The 20,746-nt window shown below is 35.0% G+C and carries 15 protein-coding genes; 5 read left to right on the top strand and 10 right to left on the bottom strand.

Annotated features, from left to right (window positions below; genetic code table 11):
* The first annotated feature begins 71 nt into the window (after positions 1-71).
* Positions 72-2,861, top strand: coding sequence for a sugar-binding domain-containing protein (locus AB1410_07845; GenBank protein ID MEW6456605.1), 2,790 nt, complete (start codon positions 72-74; stop codon positions 2,859-2,861).
* 62 nt (positions 2,862-2,923) lie between these two features.
* Here AB1410_07845 and AB1410_07850 read toward each other — a convergent pair whose 3' ends face one another.
* Positions 2,924-4,504, bottom strand: a complete 1,581-nt coding sequence (locus AB1410_07850) for a hypothetical protein (protein MEW6456606.1) — start codon at positions 4,502-4,504, stop codon at positions 2,924-2,926.
* A gap of 267 nt (positions 4,505-4,771) precedes the next feature.
* On the opposite strand from AB1410_07850, the gene AB1410_07855 reads away from it, so the two are divergent.
* The 3 genes from AB1410_07855 (at position 4,772) to AB1410_07865 (ending at position 8,745) form a co-directional block, all read left to right on the top strand.
* Positions 4,772-7,003: a S9 family peptidase gene (locus AB1410_07855; GenBank protein MEW6456607.1), complete on the top strand. Its 2,232-nt coding sequence runs from the start codon at positions 4,772-4,774 to the stop codon at positions 7,001-7,003.
* A gap of 67 nt (positions 7,004-7,070) precedes the next feature.
* Positions 7,071-7,655: an RNA methyltransferase gene (locus tag AB1410_07860; GenBank protein MEW6456608.1), complete on the top strand. Its 585-nt coding sequence runs from the start codon at positions 7,071-7,073 to the stop codon at positions 7,653-7,655.
* Complete coding sequence (locus AB1410_07865; protein ID MEW6456609.1) at positions 7,645-8,745, top strand: hypothetical protein; 1,101 nt, start codon at positions 7,645-7,647, stop codon at positions 8,743-8,745. Before AB1410_07860 ends, AB1410_07865 begins: the two co-directional genes overlap by 11 nt.
* A 41-nt stretch (positions 8,746-8,786) precedes the next feature.
* On the opposite strand, the gene tyrS is transcribed toward AB1410_07865, so the two are convergent.
* The 9 genes from tyrS to AB1410_07910 all read right to left on the bottom strand — a co-directional run bounded on the left by tyrS (position 8,787) and on the right by AB1410_07910 (position 19,153).
* Positions 8,787-10,016: a tyrosine--tRNA ligase gene (gene tyrS / locus AB1410_07870; GenBank protein ID MEW6456610.1), complete on the bottom strand. Its 1,230-nt coding sequence runs from the start codon at positions 10,014-10,016 to the stop codon at positions 8,787-8,789.
* A 394-nt stretch (positions 10,017-10,410) separates the two neighbouring features.
* The gene (gene purN, locus AB1410_07875; GenBank protein MEW6456611.1) at positions 10,411-11,019 is read right to left on the bottom strand and encodes a phosphoribosylglycinamide formyltransferase; all 609 of its coding nucleotides are present in this window, start codon (positions 11,017-11,019) and stop codon (positions 10,411-10,413) included.
* Positions 11,016-12,053, bottom strand: coding sequence for a phosphoribosylformylglycinamidine cyclo-ligase (gene purM, locus AB1410_07880; GenBank protein MEW6456612.1), 1,038 nt, complete (start codon positions 12,051-12,053; stop codon positions 11,016-11,018). Before purM ends, purN begins: the two co-directional genes overlap by 4 nt.
* Positions 12,050-13,453, bottom strand: coding sequence for an amidophosphoribosyltransferase (purF, locus tag AB1410_07885; protein ID MEW6456613.1), 1,404 nt, complete (start codon positions 13,451-13,453; stop codon positions 12,050-12,052). Before purF ends, purM begins: the two co-directional genes overlap by 4 nt.
* A gap of 4 nt (positions 13,454-13,457) precedes the next feature.
* A complete protein-coding gene (purL, locus tag AB1410_07890) occupies positions 13,458-15,662 on the bottom strand; it encodes a phosphoribosylformylglycinamidine synthase subunit PurL (protein MEW6456614.1) in 2,205 nt (734 codons plus the stop codon).
* Positions 15,652-16,347, bottom strand: coding sequence for a phosphoribosylformylglycinamidine synthase subunit PurQ (gene purQ / locus AB1410_07895; protein MEW6456615.1), 696 nt, complete (start codon positions 16,345-16,347; stop codon positions 15,652-15,654). The genes purL and purQ overlap by 11 nt, the downstream gene beginning before the upstream one ends.
* A complete protein-coding gene (gene purS / locus AB1410_07900) occupies positions 16,344-16,586 on the bottom strand; it encodes a phosphoribosylformylglycinamidine synthase subunit PurS (protein MEW6456616.1) in 243 nt (80 codons plus the stop codon). Before purS ends, purQ begins: the two co-directional genes overlap by 4 nt.
* Before the next feature lie 10 nt (positions 16,587-16,596).
* On the bottom strand, positions 16,597-17,892 hold the full coding sequence (purB, locus tag AB1410_07905; GenBank protein ID MEW6456617.1) for an adenylosuccinate lyase: 1,296 nt from the start codon (positions 17,890-17,892) through the stop codon (positions 16,597-16,599).
* 1 nt (position 17,893) lies between these two features.
* Entirely contained in the window at positions 17,894-19,153 is a 1,260-nt protein-coding gene (locus AB1410_07910; GenBank protein MEW6456618.1) for a pitrilysin family protein, read from the bottom strand.
* Between the two features lie 143 nt (positions 19,154-19,296).
* On the opposite strand from AB1410_07910, the gene AB1410_07915 reads away from it, so the two are divergent.
* Positions 19,297-20,730: a sigma-54 dependent transcriptional regulator gene (locus tag AB1410_07915; GenBank protein ID MEW6456619.1), complete on the top strand. Its 1,434-nt coding sequence runs from the start codon at positions 19,297-19,299 to the stop codon at positions 20,728-20,730.
* Positions 20,731-20,746 lie beyond the last annotated feature (16 nt).

Genomic DNA, 20,746 nt, shown 5'->3' on the forward strand with positions numbered 1-20,746 from the left:
ATCACTCTCGAATTGTTTTTTAAACGGATAAAATGGGGCGATTGAGTTAATGAAATCAAAAGGGAGGAAAAATGAATTATGTGTTTAGAAGAGTAAAATTATTTTTTGTTGTCATTTCTTTTTTATCTTTCTTTATACAAGCCAGTTCATTTTTAACATATTCGGAAGAAGTTAAATTCATTGATATTTCTAAAGAATGGAAATTTCAGATAGACCCGGATGAGCTCGGAATCAAAAATGGATGGTTCAAGTTAAACTTTGATGATTCAGAGTGGAAAATTTTAGAAGCAGGAAAGATATGGGAAAACCAGGGATTTGAAGAATATGATGGAACTGGATGGTACAGAAAGTCAGTCATAATTCCTGAAGGATGGAAGGGAAATCGTGTTTATATCGGGTTTGGTGGAGTTGATGACGAATATGAACTTTTTATTAACAGTAAAAAGGTTGCTGCATTTGGCAGTAAAGAAGAAGTTGAGAGTTTCCATAACAGAAGCTCATCCACAGACATTACTGAGTATGTAAAATTTGGTGCCTCTAACCTTATTGTTTTGAGAATTAACGATTGGGGAGGTGGTGGAGGTATTTCTAAACTTCCTGCAGGTTTATCGATTGAAAGAGAGTTGCTTTTAGACCCACGAGAGTATGTTATCGAAAAGTCGAAGAAATATCCGGATTTATTCTGGCCCTACTGGGTTCAGGGAAAAGGAATTGCCTGGACAATGGTTGGAACTGAAAATACCCTCGAAGAGTTTCTCAGAAGCCATGATGGGTCTGTTGGTGCAACAACCTGGCCTTTTACTTTGAATTGCTGGGTAATGGATGGAGAGAATAATAAAGTGGTAGCTCCTGAAAAGATGCCGTTTGATAAAATAAAATCAAATTTATATGGAGGATACATACCTATTTCTGAATATAGTTTTAAACTAAATGAAATTAGCCTCAAAACTTCATTTTTTTCAGCAGACATTGATAAAGATTTAATGTTCAAAAAAGAGTCTGGAATTTATCAAATTTTAATTGAGAATCCTACAAATAAAACAAAAAAAATAAAAATTTTTGTCAGCATTAGGCCATATCTTGTAAATGGAAATGTAGGAAAAGTTCATAAATTGGAATGGGATAAGGAGTCCAATTCGATAATAATAAACGATAATTTAAGCATTAGCTCAGATGTTATGATATCAGGGTTTTATGCATCTTCCATAAGAAAGGAAAATGATATATCAAAATTTATATTAGATGGAAATTACCAGGAAAAGTTAGAATCAAAAATCGAAGATGAAACAGGAATGGCGAATGGTTTTTTGTTGTATAATTTGAGTATACCTCCAAAAATTATAGCTAAAATTAATGTAATAGGGTTTTTTGACCCTCACAGGTTTTCTAAGGAAGATTTTTTATCTTTAAAAGAAATTGATTTTGAAAAGATATTGCAAAATCTTAGTTCAAGCTGGGAAAACAGGCTGAAGAAAGCAAAGATTGAAATCGCTGACAAAAGAGTCATCGATGCTTTTTATGCTTCTTTAGCGTATATACTAATCAGCATGGATAACAATATGCCACACCCCGGTCCCCTTGCTTACAATCTTTTCTGGGCAAGAGATTCAGCATATATTACAGCTGCTTTACTTAGAGCCGGATTTTCAGATGTTGTTGAAAAATCCCTTCCATATTATATGAAATCCCAGAAGGAAGACGGAGAGTTTCCATCAATTTTTGATATAAACCTTAAATCAGTTGGACCTCATGAATGGGATGCTCAGGGTCAGGCTATATTTTCCCTGGCTGAATATTATAGATTCACAAAAAATAAAGATTATTTAAAAAATTATTTTCAGAATGTTTTAAAAGGATGTCAGTTTTTAGGAAAAATAAGAGAGAAAAATCTCGATGAAAAATTGAGGGAAACTTTTTTCTACGGGATTCTTCCTCCTTCTGTGTCTGCAGAAGATTTAGGTCCTGGAACCTGGCATCATTACTGGGATGATTTCTGGGCAATAAGAGGATTGTACGATGGAGCATACCTTGCAAAGGAGATTGGAAAAAAAGAGGAAAGTAAATGGATGAAACATGAGGCTGAAAATTTAAAGATGTCTGTTAAAGCTTCATATGAAAAAATAATGAGAGAAAAAGAAATCGACTGGATTCCCAATGGGCCTGATGACCTTGAGGGTTCTTCAATGGCTCGAGGGACATCTCCAGGGTTATGGCCAGGAGGAGGGTTGAGTCCTGAAGATGAAAAAGTTAGAAAATCTTTTGAGAGGTATCATGAAAAATGGATTGCTCCTTATGGTGGAGCATATCTCCATCAGAATAGATTTTGGCCCTATGGATTTGAACTCGGTTATTGTTTCCTGATTTTAGGAATGAACGATAAAGTCCATCAGATAATTGATTGGCATTTAAACCATCAAACCTTCCCTGAGAATTATTCATGGGCAGAGCAAATTGACCCTAAGACTCTTTATTTTCAATCAGGAGACATGCCCCATTGCTGGGTAGCTGCTGATTATGTGAACTTAGTAAGAGCCCTGTTTTTAAGAGAAGATGAGGAAAAATTAATATTGTGCTCAGGGATTAAAGAAGAATGGTTTCAAAATGGAAATAAGATTAATATAGAAAACCTTCCTTCATATTTTGGAAATCTTTCATACTATCTAGGAAGGAAAGATGAGGAGAGAAAGCTTATCTTAAAAATAGAAGGGAATGCCCAACCTCCTTCCGGTTATAAATTAATCATTCCATTTAAAGATTTTGAGATAAAGAAAGTCTTCATCGATGGAAAAGAATTAAAAGAATTCAAGAAAACAGAGGTCCATTTTCCTGCTGGTTCTAAAGAGATCTTAATTTATTATTAAAATAAAAATACTTTAATACATCCATTTCAAGGAGAGACGATGAAAGTATGGTTTTATGATTATTAAGAAGGCCGGGAGTACTCGCGGCCTGTAGAACTAAACACTCGGTAGCCGATTCCAACTCTTTCCGCAAATTCAACAAGATGGGGAGTATAATCTCCAAATGAAAAACCTAAATGGTTGCATGGCCAGACATTTACCATAAGTTCATCCTGGATTGGAATCTTTCCGAGTATTATAGGCCACGAGAAATTATATTTTTCATGGTCTTCCTTCTTTACATCTAAGGTTTTAATTGGAGCTGCGACAAGCTGATACCTAAGGTTTTCCCTTCCGAGCCTTGCGACTGTCATAGTTATACCACCAGGGGTTCTTCCCCTTACAGATGAACCTCCTGCATCGTAGAATATTTCCTGACCCATGTATTCTATGTTTTTTAATTTCTTTATTGGATTTTCCTCAAGTTTTCCAAAAAAATATGGAGGATGCTGTCCGCAGTTGACAATTGCGAGAATTCCATTTTCTAAATCCCTGAAATCTCCAAATCCAGCTGGTTTCCCACCGTTTAAGAGATATAGAATTAACTGTGTTAAAGCAGAATCCATATCATTCTCACATGCAGTCGGAAATATTTTTTTCTTTTTTCCGTTAGGACCAACATCATTTGATAAGAATGCTGTTGTTATACATTGTGTGCAGTCGAAAGCACTCAGCTCATCCTGACATTTTATGCCCAGGAATGTGACATTGTATTCATTTATCACATCAAGGGCAGAATAGTAATAGGATAGCTGGTATAAAAATTTATTTTCATTTTTTAGTTTATCTCTTGAAAAATCAAAGTTTCCTGTTTTTCTTTTAAAAAGGAAATCAAAGGCTTTTTTTAATCTCAAATCTTTTATTTTTTCTGGTCTGCTCTCCCCAGGAATTCCTTCCCATTTTACCATCATGAGAGCTCTTCTTTTCAGCTCAGACTGGTCAAGTGATTCATAGGATATCCCGAAAGCCTTTGCCCACTGATCAACATCTGCAGTGGTTGTACACATTTTAAGGCTCATCCCCCCGAGAGCCAGATATTTCTGTCGCTTTAACATTTCTATAGCTTTGATAACAGTTCTGGAAGAATCGGCTCTTTTTTTATAAAATTTGATTATGTCAATTAGATCATTTAAAGCTTTCTTTTCTTTATCTATTTTTCCATATACAAGTTGATAACTGATTCCGATTCTCTTCAAAGCTCCTCCAACTGCCATTCCAGCAACCATACCGGGAACCTTAGTGTCTTTGTAAGAAAAAATTATTACCCTGGCTATTCCTTTATCATCGCCTTTAATTTGATTCATAAATGTCTGAATAGCGTCCCTTGAGTCATAAGGAAACGTCCAGGAGCCCTCATTTATAATTAAAGCATCTGGTTTAAAATTAGCCAGTTTTTTTGCATGTTCTCTTACAAGTTTTGTATTCCAGGCTATCTGATCCTGTTCTGGATAACCTTCTCCTCCCCTTAGAACTTCTATTCCTTCATTTCTTAGTGCGTTTATGAGCAGGGATTCGTGCTTTATCATTAAATCGATATTTTCTTTTCTTACCCATGGCCTCGGGTCGTTTGGAGAAAAGATACCAATTTTTATCCTTTCATTCATATCTGCCTCCCATCAGGTGATTTATTCTTAAATATTATATTTTAATGCTTTATCTTTCAATGGAGTTTTTCTAATTCTTTCACTCTAAATATTTATCCATGTGCAACTCTTAAATTTTACATAAAACTTTGTATGCATAAAAGTTGAAGAATAAAAAAAATTAGTTTAATATATTTTTTAATTAATCAAGAGTGGGTAAAAGGGAAATTTTTCTCAGAAGTTTAAAAATTTGGGTGAGTTTAAATATATTTAAGAGAGGGGTTAAAAATGAAGGCTTTCAAAAAAAATAACATTTTATTTGTTTTTATTTTAATTTTTTTATGTATCTTTTTCTCTGACTTGAGTGAGCTTTATGCAAAAAAATTTAAAAAATTGACTATATCGAGGCTTTTCGACCCAGATCAAGCAGGCTTCAGTGGCAGTTTACCTACCCGGATCGAATGGGCAAAGGATGGAAAAAATCTTTTTTTTGTTACTACTGATGAGAAAACTAAGAAATCATTACTCTGGAAATATGATGCTGAAAAAGGAGAGAAGAAAGTTTTTTTAGATTTTGAGGAGGTTCAAAAAGCATGGGAAAAAATTGCAAGGAATGAGGAGGAAAAGAAAAAAAGATTCAGTTTTCTGCGATATACTTTTTCTCCAGATGAAGAACACCTTCTTTTCTCCCACGCAGGAGATTTATTTTATTACATATTTGGAACAAAGGAATTAAAAAAACTCACAGCAAGTATTGATGAAGAACAAAACCCTGAATTCTCTTCAGATGGAAAATACATCGCATACACAAGAAAAAATAATCTTTATGCAATTGAAGTTTCAACTGGACTTGAAATTCAGCTCACCTCTGATGGAAGTGATGATATTCTCAATGGATATTTAACCTGGGTTTATTTTGAAGAGCTTTTCGGCAGAAGTTCCAAGGGATTCTGGTGGTCACCAGATAGTAAAAAGATTGCTTTTTATCATTTTGATGAATCTCCAGTTTTTAAGATGACAATGATAGACCATATGCCTTTTGCTGCAAGAGAAGTCCCTGTGATATATCCAAAAGCAGGCATGACAAACCCCCTTGTGAAAGTTGGTATTGTTTCATTGGATACTCAGAAAACTATATGGATGAACCCTGAATATAATGAAGAGATTTACATAGCAAGAGCCAATTGGCTTCCTGACAGTAAAAAAATAAGCCTTCAGATATTGAATAGAGATCAGAATAAACTAGATTTATTACTTGCAGACTCAAACAATGGCGAATGCAAGGAGATTCTTCAGGAAAGGCAGGACACATGGGTTGATGTAAAAGGGAGTGCATATTTTTTCAAGACTAAACCGTATTTACTATGGACTTCTGATGCTGATGGCTGGAATCATCTATATCTTTATAATTTAGAGGGGAAGCTGATTCAAAAAATTACTAAAGGGAAATGGTCAATAGGAAATATTTTGCATGTAGACGAAGAAAATGAGTGGATATATTTTATCTCCAACAAAGAATCAAGTTTAGAGCGGCATTTTTACAAAGTGAGATTTAATGGAGATAATTTGGAGAAATTAACAAGTGGGATGGGTTCCCACTCTGTAAAAGTATCACCAGCTGCTAATTATTTTGTTGACACATATGACACTATATCAACTCCTCCGAGGATGGATCTATATAATGCTGATGGAAGTTTTATCAGGACAATCGATGAAAATAGAGTTAAAGAATTGGAAGAATACAGATTAAATCGGTGGGAATTCTTATACATACCGACTGAAGATGGATTAAAATTGCCAGCGATGATATTAAAACCATCAGACTTTGACCCTAAGAAAAAGTACCCTGTAATTTTTTCAATTTATGGAGGCCCTTTGAGTCAATCTGTAATAAATAGATGGGGAGGAACGAGAGGCATGTGGTATCAATACCTAGCCCAGAATGGAATCATTGTTTTTTCAATGGATAATAGAGGTTCAGCTCACTTTGGCAAAGAAGGAGCCTCCAGGATGTATCGAAATCTTGGCTACTGGGAAATTGTCGATTATGTGAGTGGGGTTAAGTATTTATCAAAACTTCCCTATGTTGATAAAAAACGAATCGGGATATGGGGGTGGAGTTACGGAGGATATTCAACTCTGATGGCAATGCTTACAGCACCTGATTATTTTCAGGTGGGAGTTTCAGTTGCTCCAGTTACTCACTGGAAAAATTACGATACTATTTACACTGAAAGATACATGGGGCAGCCAAAAAATAACCCTGAAGGTTATGAAAAAAGTGCTCCGATAAATCATGCTGATAAGCTAAAGGGAAAGTTGCTAATAATTCATGGAACGCTCGATGATAATGTGCATTTTCAGAATTCAGTTCAGATGGCTAATAGCCTTATCAGCAAGAATAAACAGTTTATGGTTATGATTTATCCTGGAAGAAATCATGGAATATACGGCGATAATGCAACAAGGCATCTTTTTACATTGATTACAGATTTTTTATTAGAAAATTTAAAAGAATGAGCAGCAAAGTTAAGAGGGTTGACCTCTAATTATTGAATCAATAAAATAGTTCTGGTATATTTTTTTTGTGCCTACAAAGGAAAGAATTGAGAAGATAAAAGAAGTTCTCTCTTTAAGACAACTGGATTTAAGAGTTGTTCTTGAAAATATTAAAAATGTTCATAATGCCAGTGCCTTATTGAGAACATGCGATGCAGCAGGGGTGCTGAATGTGGATGTAGTTCTTAGCGAAAATGAGGAATTTTCAATAACTGAAGCAATTTCAACTGGCGCTGAGAAATGGCTTCAAATAAATTATTTTAAAAATTTTTCAGAATTTTATTCATTTGCCAGAGAAAATGGCTATAAAATTATTTCAACTTGTCTTTGTAAAGATTCAATCCCATTCTGGGATGTAGATTATTCGGATAAAGTTTGTATAATTTTTGGAAATGAGAGAGAAGGTGTATCTGAAGAGGCATTAAAATTTTCAGATTATAAAATAAAAATTCCGATGCTGGGAATGGTAAGGAGTTTGAATGTTTCAGTTTCAGCAGGAATAATTTTATATGAAGCAATTAGACAGAGGAATGCAAAAAAATTTTTTGAGAGTTCAAGATTACAATTAGAAGATTTTAAGAATTTATTTAAAAAATTTATAAGTGAGAAATAAACTAATTTTAAAAATTTTTTTTCTAACATCAATATTGTCAGTGATTTCAATTAATTATCTTTTATCCACTGATATGGTAAATGTTTTTACTAATAAATATTCATGTATGAGCTATATTTCCTGGAAAAAAGATGAATTTACTACAGAGAAGAATAAAAATCGAAACTTTGGTGAAGCCAGATTAACAAATGAATCTACCTATATCCTCTGGTATATAATGAAGGGAAAAGCTTATGGGAGAATACTTTTTATAATACCTTTCAGGGTTTATTATGAGAATTTTGCATCATTGATTTTAAAAACAAGAAAAAATTCAGATGGAACCACGGAGTTTAGATATGTGGATATAGGCTTTCCCGGATATCTTTTCAGAACTATTGATTTTATGGGACATGAAATCCATATAAGGATAGCTTCTCATAGCCTTGAGGAGTCATTATACACGGGAAGAAAAATTTTAATTAACTGGGTGGATGAATATCCTGAATTTAGTAGAGTTATAAAACCTGAGAAAAGGAAGGCGCTTCCATTTGGGTTTGATGTAGATGATCCTGATAATTTTTCTTTTTTAATGGATGAAAATGGTCTTGTTATTCCTGATTCAGTGAGAACCAGAATAAACCCTCAATATCTCTGGACAGCTAAAGACGAAATTCCCCTTGCTGCATACGGAGCATTGACAGAAGCTTTGAAATTTTTTTCAAGGCCATTCACTCCGAATGGAAATATTGAAGATTTGAAAAATTTACCTGAAGAGTGGCTTGATAATGGGCTGGACTTCACATATGACTTTAATAAAATCGGAAGAATGCTTGAACAGGTTATAAGAGATTTTGTTGTATTCCATCAGGAAAAACCTTTTTCTGTGAGATATTATTTAAAAGAAAAAGAAAATGGAATTTTTAAAATTAGGGGAGAAGCATTTCCAAATGTTGAGATATGGTCCGGTTATCACATAACTTCTTACATAAGGGAAGTAGAGTGGGATGAAAAGAATATGGATATTATTCGAGAGTCTCTTAGAATGGAGCTTTATAGTAAAAAAGGAAGAGGCGGATATGGAATAATGGAGCTAAAAAAAATAGAATAAAGAATGGTTGGCTTCTTATTTAAAGTTTAACCAGATTTAATTTAATTATATTTGAGTTTAAAAAACCTGCGTTTGCCAATTTTGAGAATGAAGGTAGACTTTTCTTTGAAATTAATTTTCTTCTCTATATCGTTAACTCTTTCGCTATCAATGTAAACTCCGCCTCCTTTAATTGCTCTTTTAGCTTCTCCTTTTGATGAAAAAATCTTTTTTTCGATAAGAAAATTTATCAAATTGACCTCGATGGATGGAGAATGGATTTCTTCAATCTCTTCAGGCACTTCTTTTTTGGAGAAGATTTTTATGAATTCCTCGCTTGCTTTTCTGGCTTTAGCCTCTCCATGAAAATCTTTTACAATGAGATATGCTAAATCAAGTTTAAAGTCCATCGGATTTTTGTAGTTATTTGATACATCATTTTTCATTCTGTTGATTTCATTCTCTGTTATATCAGTCAATAACTCATAGTATCGAAACATTAAAGAATCATTAATTGACATTATTTTCCCGAAGATTTCTGAAGGAGGTTCATTAATTCCCACATAATTTCCTGCAGTCTTTGACATCTTTTCGATTCCATCAAGGCCTTCAAGAAGGGGCATTGTAATGATAACCTGGGGCTCCTGATTATATTCTCTCTGTATTTCTCTTCCTACTAATAGGTTGAACTTCTGATCTGTACCTCCTAATTCCACATCTGCTCTTAACGCTACTGAATCGTATGCCTGAAAGACAGGGTAGAGAATTTCATGGATTCCAATCGGCTGAGAGTTTTTCATTCTGTTAGTAAAGTCATCTCTCTCGAGTATTCTTGCGACAGTGTATTTTGAGAGAAGGTTTATGATTTCTATTGAAGAAAGGGAAGCCAACCAACGGGAGTTGAAATCAATGATTGTTTTCTTAGGATCCAAGATTTTGAATATCTGAGACTTATAAGTTTCAGCATTTTTGTTTATCTCCTCCCTTGTCATTGGTTTTCTCATAGAAGATCTACCTGAAGGGTCTCCGATTAACCCTGTAAAATCTCCAATCAGAAAAACAACTCTGTGTCCTAAGTTCTGAAAATGTTTCATCTTTCTTATAAGAACTGTATGACCTAAATGAATATCTGGAGCAGTAGGGTCAAACCCAGCTTTAACGGTAAGAGCAACACCTCTTTTATAAGAATTTTCGAGCTTTTTTAATAAATCCTCTTCCTGGATTATCTCGACAGTCCCTTTTTTTATGTATTCGAACTGCTGTTCAGGTTTCAAAAATTTTAATTTAGTCATTATTGTTTTAAAAATATATTCTATTCAAACAATCCAATAAATTCAATAAATCTTACAAATAAAGAAAAAGGACATGTCTAAATTTTTTCGAGGAGTCAACCATTTCCAGAGCGATATATCGACGAGCATATTAATATCAAAGAAACATTGAATTCTGAATAATGAATATATATGAGAGTGGGCAGGAAGGGTGGCGGAGAAAACCGTCACCCTTCCTGATCACTATACAATTCTGAGCGAAGGGAATGTTTGAACGGAATGCTCGCCGCAATCCTGCCCCGCCCTCTATGTTTTATATTGGCATGAGAGACCTAATTATAGGGGAAAGATGTGATTAGAAATATCTTCAATAAAGCCAATAGCTTAGAGGGTGGGGATTCTTCAATTCTCTCTCTTATTTAATAAATACTCGACGGCCTTGGATTTCCAGGCGATTTTCAAAGAATAACTTTATGGCCTCAGAATATATCCTGTGCTCTTCTTTTAAAATTCTATCAGCGAGTGTTTCAGGAGTATCTTCCTGATGCACAGGAACAACTGCTTGAAGAATGATCGGTCCGGCATCAACTTCTTCTGTTACAAAATGCACTGTACAACCAGAAAATCTTACTCCGTGTTCAAGGGCTTTTCTCTGAACATCAAGGCCCGGAAACGCTGGAAGAAGAGCTGGATGAATGTTCATAATTCTGTTTTCAAATTTCTGGACAAAATATGGTGTTAAAATTCTCATCCAGCCAGCAAGGCAAACAAGGTCAGTCTCTCTTTTCTCAAGTTCCTCGACAAGATATCTGTCATATTCTTCTCTTGATTGGAATCTTTTCGGGTCTGCAAACATAGCCTCAAGTCCTCTTTCTTTTGCAATTTTTAGCCCAGGTGCTTCCTCCTTATTCGATACAACGATAGATATTTCTGCATTTATTTTGCCTTCGAGAATTGAGTTGTGGATTGCCTGAAAATTCGAACCTCTTCCGGAAAGGAGTATTGCAATTCTACCTTTTTTCATTCGATAAATTTGACGCCTTTTTTGCCTTTTTTTATCTTTCCAATAATAAAATACTTTTCATTAATTGATTCAAAATGGGAAAAGATTTTCTCAGCTTCCCCTTCATTTGAGATTCCTATCATGCCTATTCCCATGTTGAAGGTTCTGAAGCTTTCCTCAAGATTTAAATTAGCTTCTTTTATCAGGTACTTAAAAATCGGAGGAATTTTCCATGAATTAAGGTTTATCTCAGCATAGTGTTCTTCTGGAAGGATGCGGGGGATATTTCCTATAAATCCTCCTCCTGTGATATGAGAGAGTCCTCTGAGAAGATTTTTTTCCACAGAAAATCTTAATACACGTAAATAGTTTCTATGAACCTTAAGGAGAATTTCTTTTATACTTCCATTCAATTCTTTTATCTCCTGATTTATATCGAATTTATTTTTCTCAAACAATATTTTTCTTGCAAGGGAATACCCGTTTGTGTGCAATCCTGATGAGGGAAGCCCAAATATAATATTTCCTTCTTCTATTCTGGATCCGTCGATTATTTTATTTTTCTCAGCTATTCCTACGATAAATCCAGCAAGGTCATATTCTCCTCCCTCGTAAAATCCAGGCATTTCTGCAGTCTCTCCACCTATAAGATAAACTCCAGATTCCTTGCAGGCCTCGACAATTCCCTTCACAATCTCTTCAACAACATCCGGGTTCATTTTTCCAGTTGAAATATAATCCATAAAAAAGAGGGGAAATGCACCGTGGGTTAGAATGTCGTTGATGCAGTGATTAACAAGATCCTTTCCAACCGTGTTGTGAATTCCTGCCATGAATGCAACTTTAAGTTTAGTCCCTACCCCATCAACGCTCGAGACAAGAACAGGCTCTTTAAACTGGCTTAGATTCAGCGGAAAAAATCCCGCAAATTTACCTATCCCTCCAAAAAGTGATTCTAATTTTGATTTTTTAAGAAGCTCTTTTATTCTCCTCTTTGCTTCATCAGCTCTATCAATATCAACACCAGAATCCCTGTAGAGAATTCGGTGTTTCATAAATTCTCAGTCCTTTCAAAAAGCCTTATCTGAAGGAACTTATCTTCTGGCAACTCAACAGGATAATTTAAATCAAAACAGGCTGTGCAGAAATTTTCTCTGTCTCCTACAGCTTCAAGCATTCCGTTAAGGCTCAGATAACCGAGTGTTCCAACACCTAAAAATTTTGCAATTTCTTCAATTGAGTGAGAGGAAGCGATTAACTCGTCTTTCATTGGGGTGTCAATCCCATAAAAACAGGGACCGATAATTGGAGGAGAAGATACCCGGTAGTGAATTTCTTTTGCTCCAGCATTCCTCACCATTTTTACTATTCTTCTGCTTGTAGTTCCCCTCACTATTGAATCATCGATCAACACAACCTTTTTTCCCTGGATTAGCTCTCTTACAGGGTTTAACTTAATTCTTACACCAAAAGTTCTTTTTGACTGAAATGGCTGAATGAATGTTCTTCCTACATAGTGATTTCTTATCAATGCAAATTCCAGGGGGATTTTTGACTCTTCTGAGTATCCAAGAGCTGCCCAGAGCCCTGAATCCGGTATCGGAACAACAATATCAGCATCTGCAGGCTGCTCGATTGCAAGCATTCTTCCAAGTCTTTTTCTTACCTCGTTAACATTTTTTTTGAATACAAGAGAATCAGGTCTTGAAAAATAGATGTATTCGAATATGCAGAATCTTGGCATCTCATCCCTGAAGGGACGGATTGAATTAATTCGATTTTTTTCTATGATAATCATTTCACCTGGTTCGATATCGCGGATGTATTTTGCTCCGATAAGGTCAAACGCACAGGTTTCAGAAGCAGTGACATAAGAGTTCCTTAATTTTCCAAGGGAAAGGGGACGGAATCCTCTTGGGTCTCTTACTGCAATAAGTTTATCAAGAGTAAGAAAAAGAAGGGAGTACGCTCCTTTCAGTTCCATAAGAGCATCTATTATTGAAATCTCGATTTTTTCCTCTTTTGATTTCGCTATTAAATGAAGGATTATTTCTGTATCAGATGTGGACTGAAAAATAGATCCTTCTTTCTCAAGCTTTCCTCGAAGCTGAACTGCATTGACAAGATTTCCATTATGGGCAACCGCAATCGGGCCTCGATGACTGTCGATTAAAAAAGGTTGAGTATTCCTTAGAGTAGATTCTCCATGGGTAGAATATCTTGTATGTCCAATTGCAATTTTTCCCTTTAATTTCTTTAATGCTTCTGTATCGAATATTTCGAATACATATCCAAGGCCTCTTTCAGCGATGAGTCTTTTTTCATTTGAAGCAACTATTCCGGCGCTCTCCTGTCCCCTGTGCTGTAATCCATAAAGTCCATAATAGGTTAATTCAGCAGCCTTTTCAGAATTGTAAATTCCAAAAATACCGCATTCTTCCTTTAATTTTTTCATTTTTTTAAAAATGCCTCATTTTTTCCGTTATTGAATTCATCCATAGATATTTTGCCTCATCAAGTTTAATGTTTAAAACCTCATTTCCATTAACCCTGAATTTAAGTGAATCCCCTCCAACCCTTCCAATTATTCTATAGGGTATTTTCTTCTCGTTTGCCATGGATTCAAATTTATTGAGTTTTGTTTCGTTCAGAGAAACTACAACTCTTGATTGGCTTTCACCAAATAAAATTGCTTCATTTCTTATTCCATTTTTAACATCATAGTTTACTTCAAAACCTGAATTTCCGTAAAACGACGATTCAGAAAGGCATACCACCAACCCTCCTTCAGAGACATCATGGGCAGAGTTAATAATCTTTTTATTTATTAAATTTAAGAGAAATTTCTGGATTTTCTTTTCAGCCACAAGGTTCAAAGAAGGAGTCTCTCCTTTGTTTCCAATTTTCATTACCCTTAAAAATTCTGAGCCACCAAGCTCATAATTTTCTGGGCCGATCAGGATTATAAGATCTCCTTTATTTTTAAAAGAGGGTGTCATAATGTTTTTAACATTTTGAATCAATCCAAGGATTCCCAATACAGGCGTTGGATATACAGGAAACCCGATTGTTTCATTGTAAAATGAAACATTTCCTCCTGTGATTGGAATCGATAAAAATCTGCATGCTTCTGCAATTCCCTCAACAGCCTGTTTAAATTGCCCCATTATTTCCTCTTTTTCAGGATTTCCAAAATTGAGACAATTTGTAGCTCCAACAGGCTTAGCTCCAACGCACGATAAATTTCTTGAACCTTCTGCTACTGCTATCATCGCTCCCTTTTTTGGGTCAATTGCACAGTAGAAAGGATTTCCATCAAGGGTTAATGCAAGGGCTTTGTTTGTGACTCTGATTCTCAAAACAGATGCATCTCTACCTGGTAGAAGGGCAGTATTTGTTTGAACCATGTGGTCATATTGAGTGAATATCCATCCTTTATGGGCTATATTTGGCGAAGAGATTATCTTTTTATATATATCGTTTAAATCATTTAATTCAGGAAGTTCTTTTATATTAAGTTCTTCAGAAGTTTTTACTATTTTAAAAGGCCTTCTGTATCTTGGAGCCTTTTCTGTTAGAGCATTTACAGGAAGGTCTGCGAGGAGTTCTTCGTTTAAGAAGATTCTAACTCTACCTGTATCAGTTACTTCTCCTATTTTGATAGCATCGATATCCCATTTTTTAAATATTTCAATTATCTTATCGGTTTTTTCTTTTTTTCCGATGAGAAGCATTCTTTCCTGGGATTCAGAGAGCATTATTTCGTAAGGTGTCATTCCTTCTTCCCTTAAAGGAACATGCTCAAGATGAATATCAATTCCTGATTTTGCCCTTCCTGCCATCTCTGTCGATGAGGAAGTAATTCCTGCTGCTCCCATATCCTGTATTCCTACAATTAGCTCCTTTTCCATTACTTCAAGACATGCCTCAAGGAGGACTTTTTCTTTAAAAGGATCTCCAACCTGGACATTGGGTCTTTTTTCCTCTGAATCCTTTCCGAATTCCTCAGAAGCCATCGTTGCTCCATGGATTCCATCTCTTCCGGTTGTGGCTCCTACATAGATTACAGGGTTTCCTGGTCCAGTGGCCCTTGCGTAAAATATTTTATCTTTTCTTGCTATTCCAAGGCAGAGAACATTTACAAGAGGGTTCTGGGAGAAATTATCATCAAAATATGTTTCTCCTCCAACTGTCGGAACTCCAACTGAATTTCCATATCCTGCAATTCCTGATACAACTCCTTCGAATATCAGGCGGTTTTTAGGGTTATCAAGAGACCCGAATCTTAATGAATCCAAGAGAGCGATTGGTCTTGCTCCCATCGTAAATATATCTCTGAGGATTCCTCCCACACCTGTAGCAGCTCCCTGGTATGGTTCGATGAAAGATGGATGATTGTGGGATTCGATTTTAAAAACAGCCACGAGATTATCTCCTATATCGATAATTCCTGCATTTTCACCAGGTCCCTGGACAACTCTTTTTCCTTTTGTTGGAAGTTTTTTTAGATGAACCTTTGAGCTTTTATAAGAACAATGTTCTGACCACATGACAGAGAACATTCCTAATTCAAGTAAATTTGGCTCTCTTCCAATCAGTCTTTTTATCATCTTGAACTCTTTTTCTGTTAGATTGTGGTCTTCTAAGGTCTTTTTATCGATCATTTTTCATCCAGTTAGTCAGTGAAAGGAATAACTTTCTTCCGTCCTCACTTCCAAGGAGTTTATCGCTTGCTCTTTCAGGATGGGGCATCATTCCCATGACATTTCCTCTTTTATTTATTATGCCTGCAATATTTTCTAAAGAGCCATTTGGGTTCGAGCTGCCGTTTATCTCTCCGTTTTCATCACAATACCTGAAGACAATCTGATTATTTTGTTTGAGTTGTTCCAGGCCTTCCTTATCTATAAAGTAATTTCCATCCATGTGGGCGATTGGAATTTCTAAAATCTCCCCATCTTTCATCAGGTTGGTGAAAGGAGTATTTCTGTTTTCAACTTTTATATGAACAAATTTGCAGATAAACTTTAAATCTCGATTTCTCAGCATCGCTCCCGGCAGAAGTTCGGATTCTAAAAGTGTTTGGAAACCATTGCAGATTCCAAGTACAAATCCTCCTTTCTCTGAAAATTCTTTTACCTTTTCCATGATTGGAGAAAATTTTGCGATTGCTCCGGATCTGAGATAATCACCGTAGGAGAATCCTCCTGGAAGGATTACTGAATCAACTCCATTCAAACTTTTATCCTTATGCCATAGAAATTTTACATCCTGATTCAAATCCTTAAGAGCATAGTATGTGTCCCAATCGCAATTGGAACCAGGGAAGACTACTATTCCAAATTTCATTCTATTTTCTTTACTTCATAGGATTCAACCACAGGGTTTGATAGAACTTTTCTTCCTATCTCGTCTGCAAGTTCAAAAGCTCTTTCTTTATTGTTTTCATCCATTACAATGTCAAAAAACTTTCCCTGCCTTACATCCTTTATTGAATTATATCCAAGACTGAGAAGAGCCCTTCTTATCGTTTCCCCTTGTGGCTCTAAAATTCCCTTCTTGAAAGATACAAGAACTCGAAGCTTCATCTTTTTCTCCTTAATCTGATAAGACTCTATTAAATATATAGTCAATGTTCCTGAAAAAATAATTCATATCAAACGCATCTTCCAGTTCTTTTTCACCGATTAAATCCATTATTTCTTCATCAGTTTTTATAAGCTCTTTTAGTGAGATTTTTTCATTCCATGCTTTCATCGATTTTTCCTGAACAATTTTATAAGCTTTCTCCCTTGATAAACCTTTTTCTCCGAGCAATAAAAGGAGTCTTTGGGAAAAGATAACACCCTTTGTAATTTGGATGTTTTCCTTCATCCTTTCCGGATAAACGATTAAATTAGAAATTACATCGTTTATTTCTTCCAGGATAAAATCAGAAAGAAGAAAAACATCAGGAAACATAATTCTTTCTGAAGAAGAATGGGATATGTCCCTTTCATGCCAGAGAAGGTTATTTTCAAGAGAAGTGTTTACATGCGACCTTATCAAACGGGAAATGCCTGATATTCTCTCTGACCTCACAGGATTTCTTTTATGGGGCATAGAGGATGAGCCTTTCTGGCTCTCTAAAAAAAATTCCTCTGCTTCAAGAACCTCTGTTCTCTGAAGATGTCTTATTTCAGTGCTTATTTTTTCTATAGTGCTTGAAAGGATCGAAAGTGCTGCTATAACTTCTGAATGCCTATCCCTTTGAATTACCTGACTGGACACTTTTTCGGGAATCAGGCCGAGTTTTTTACAAACGATTTCTTCAACTTCAGGGTCAAGATGGGAGTAAGTCCCAACAGACCCTGAAATTCTTCCAATTCTTATGTTCTCCTTTGCTCTTTTTAACCTTTCGATGTCTCTTTTGAGTTCAGCATACCAGATAAGAAACTTGAAACCGAGTGTAACTGGCTCAGCATGGACTCCATGGGTTCTTCCTATGATAGGTGTATATTTATACTTGAGAGCTTTTTCTTTTAGGGTTTCTGAAAACTTTTCAGCCTTTTTTATGATTAAATCTAACGAGTCATTTATTAAAAGGGAAAGAGCTGTGTCAACAACATCATAGGAAGTAAGTCCCATATGAAAGAATCTGGAATCTTCACCGATAAATTCAGACACTGAGGTTGTGAAGGCGACTAAATCATGTTTTGTTTCCTTTTCAATCTCACTTATTCTTTCAATTGAAAAATTTGCCTTTTCTTTTATTCTTTTCAGGGCATCCTCTGGAATTTTTCCAAGATAAGTCCATGCCTCACAGACTGCAATTTCTACATCTAACCACTTTCTGAACCTGGTCTCATCGCTCCAGATTTTTTTCATTTCAGGAAGGGAATATCTTTCAATCATTTTAAAAATTAAATTTATATTTTAATTCATATGAATTTATATTTCCAAGAAGAAATGTTCCAGAATTTTTGGAATTAATTATTTCTTTTGAAACCCTCTTTAAATCATCAAGATTTACTGAATCGATTGATTTTAGAATTTCTTCCAATGATATTTGTTTTTTAAAATATATTTCATTTCTGGCAATCTGCGCCATTCTGCTTACAGCACTTTCAAGGTTTAAAACAACAGAGCCCTTAAGATGATCCTTTGACCTTGCAAGTTCTTCCTCTTTTATCTTTCCCTCTTTAATTTTAACTAATTCCTCATCGATGATTTTAACAACCTCAGGGATGTTTCTTTTGTCAGTGGCTCCATATATTCCAAAGAAACCTGTGTCGATGAAAGTGGATACAAAAGAAAATATGTTATAAACAAGGCCCTTTTTCTCTCTGATTTTCTGAAAAAGCCTGGAACTCATTCCACCGCCAAGAATATCATTTAGTATAAATAGGGAGTATCTCTCAGGATGAGGCTGGGGAAGGGCTCTCATCCCGATTATAAAATGCACCTGTTGAAGCTGTTTTTTATTTTTGCAATAAATTCCTGGAAAATCTAAAGGAGGGCTTGGATTCTGAATTCTGGGGTTAGCATTTTTAAGGGAAGAGAAATTTTTCTCAATCTTTTCGAATATTTCGTTGTGCTCTAAATTTCCAGAAGCTGAAAATACGATATTTGATGGTGTGAAAGAATAAAAATAGCATTCAATTAAATCTTTTCTTTTTATGGATGATACTGTTTCTTTTGAGCCAAGTATTGATCTTCCCAGAGGGTGGTCTTTCCAGTAAGAATCAAGAAATAAATCAAGGATAAGCTCATCAGGAGAATCTTCTACGGACTTTATCTCTTCAAGGATTACCTGTCTTTCTCTTTCAAGTTCATTCAAGGGAAAAGTTGGGTTAAGTATAAGTTCTGATAAAACATCAAATGCCTTACTAAAATTTTCATCATGCACATGGAAGTTTACTGATAAAAATTCTTTTGATGTGAATGCATCTAAGTTTCCACCGATAGAGTCTGTAATTTTTGCTATGTCAATTGCTTTATATTTTTTTGAGCCTTTAAAAAGCATGTGCTCTATGAAATGATACACTCCATTATGATCTTTTTCTTCATTTCTTGACCCGCTCTTTATCCAGACGCCGAGACTGATAGACCTTAAATGGGGAATTTTTTCAGATACTATTTTGATACCATTGGAGAGGCTTCCTTCTTTTATCATCTGAGGAAAGATATCTTTAAGTTAAATAATAGCATACACATTTATAGCCGTCAATTATTTATTGGAAGGCTCTAAAAATTTTTGTTGATTATAAGAATTTTTTTTATTATAATCTCCAGAAATTTGATAGGTAAGGAAGTGCTATGATTTACGAGGAAAAAAGTTGGTCTGAAATTGTTGAAAAATTAATTTCTATGATTCTATCAAAGAAAGACTTTGATGAAACTTTAGAATATTTATTAGAAGAAGTAATAAAATTCTCAGGTGCAAAATGGGGAGCAATAACTGAAGAAAAAGAGGATAAAATTTCGATAAGATCTTCTGCTGGAATGAGATTACCAGAAGACAAGCTAAAAGCTCTTGTCAGCCTGAGGGAAAATGCAAATTTAGAGATAAAGGAGAATCCTGGATATAACTTCAGAGATTATTATATAGTTTCTTATTCAATATCCTCAAATGGAATGAGAGATTTTGATTGGGGAATTTATTTTGCCTTTAAATTTGTGAGAAAAGAGTTATTCGATAACACAGATAAAATAAAAGAAATTTTTATTCCAGTAATTGAAATAGTATTGAAGAAAGAAAGTGAATGGGCGAGCCATCTTTCTTCAAGAGATAGAGTTGCAAATGCAATTAAAAGAAAAACATTTGAGAAATTAAAAACAAAATTTAAAGGGAAAAGCAAAATTTCAGATGAAATTATTGAATTTATTTATAGAATTTCAAGATTTGAAGAACCTGTTCTTCTTTATGGAGAGACAGGCGTCGGAAAAAGTTTGGTTGCAAGATTAATCCATGAGGAAAGTCCTCGAAAAAATGGTCCTTTCATTGAGCTAAATTGCGCAAATGTGAAGGATGAATTTTTCGAAAGCGAGCTTTTCGGCTCAGAAAAAGGTGCTTTTACTGGAGCCCATGAAAGAAAAATTGGGTTTTTGGAAGAAGCAGATGGAGGCACTCTTTTCCTGGATGAGATTGGTGAGATGTCAAAAAATTCCCAGGCGAAATTTCTAAAGGCAATTGAAGAAAAGGGAAACTATAAGTTTTTCAGACTCGGAGGAAGAAAGGAGATAAGGGTTGATGTAAGGATTATTTCAGCAACTAACAAAGACATAAAAAATGAAGTAAAGGAAGGGAAATTCAGAAAAGATCTTTATTACAGGCTCAGCAATTTTGAATTGTTCATCCCTCCTCTGAGACTGAGAAAAGAGGATATTCTTTTGCTGATCGATGAGTATCTTAATAGGAAAAAAGCAATGGTGAAGAGAGAAGTCTATCTCACAAAGGGAGCAGAAAAGATCCTTTTAAACTATATGTTTCCAGGAAATATAAGGGAGCTATACAACATCCTTGATAGAGCTATGTTTTATTCAAGTTCTGACTGTATCGATGAAAATATAATAAATCGATGTCTTAAAGATTCTATCGAAAGAGAAATTATTTTTAAGAAAAGGAATTTATCCGATGTAATAGATTTACTAAAGAAGTGCAATGGAAACAAATCAAAAGCATCCAAACTTCTTGGCATAAGCAGACAGCATCTATACCGTCTTCTTAAAAACAATAATGTAAAAATTTGACAATAAAAAGCATGAG

The organism is Acidobacteriota bacterium, from assembly GCA_040756905.1.
GTDB lineage: Bacteria > Acidobacteriota > Aminicenantia > JBFLYD01 > JBFLYD01 > JBFLYD01.

What these genes read in the sequence shown, in the direction of transcription:
- purQ (MEW6456615.1), bottom strand. Translation starts at nt 16,347, where the DNA reads ATGAAATTTGGAATAGTAGTCTTCCCTGGTTCCAATTGCGATTGGGAC.
- purS (MEW6456616.1), bottom strand. Translation starts at nt 16,586, where the DNA reads ATGAAGCTTCGAGTTCTTGTATCTTTCAAGAAGGGAATTTTAGAGCCA.
- AB1410_07910 (MEW6456618.1), bottom strand. Translation starts at nt 19,153, where the DNA reads ATGATAAAAGAAGGAAGCCTCTCCAATGGTATCAAAATAGTATCTGAA.
- AB1410_07855 (MEW6456607.1), top strand. Translation starts at nt 4,772, where the DNA reads ATGAAGGCTTTCAAAAAAAATAACATTTTATTTGTTTTTATTTTAATT.
- purM (MEW6456612.1), bottom strand. Translation starts at nt 12,053, where the DNA reads ATGAAACACCGAATTCTCTACAGGGATTCTGGTGTTGATATTGATAGA.
- AB1410_07915 (MEW6456619.1), top strand. Translation starts at nt 19,297, where the DNA reads ATGATTTACGAGGAAAAAAGTTGGTCTGAAATTGTTGAAAAATTAATT.
- AB1410_07845 (MEW6456605.1), top strand. Translation starts at nt 72, where the DNA reads ATGAATTATGTGTTTAGAAGAGTAAAATTATTTTTTGTTGTCATTTCT.
- purF (MEW6456613.1), bottom strand. Translation starts at nt 13,453, where the DNA reads ATGAAAAAATTAAAGGAAGAATGCGGTATTTTTGGAATTTACAATTCT.
- purN (MEW6456611.1), bottom strand. Translation starts at nt 11,019, where the DNA reads ATGAAAAAAGGTAGAATTGCAATACTCCTTTCCGGAAGAGGTTCGAAT.
- purB (MEW6456617.1), bottom strand. Translation starts at nt 17,892, where the DNA reads ATGATTGAAAGATATTCCCTTCCTGAAATGAAAAAAATCTGGAGCGAT.
- tyrS (MEW6456610.1), bottom strand. Translation starts at nt 10,016, where the DNA reads ATGACTAAATTAAAATTTTTGAAACCTGAACAGCAGTTCGAATACATA.
- purL (MEW6456614.1), bottom strand. Translation starts at nt 15,662, where the DNA reads ATGATCGATAAAAAGACCTTAGAAGACCACAATCTAACAGAAAAAGAG.
- AB1410_07850 (MEW6456606.1), bottom strand. Translation starts at nt 4,504, where the DNA reads ATGAATGAAAGGATAAAAATTGGTATCTTTTCTCCAAACGACCCGAGG.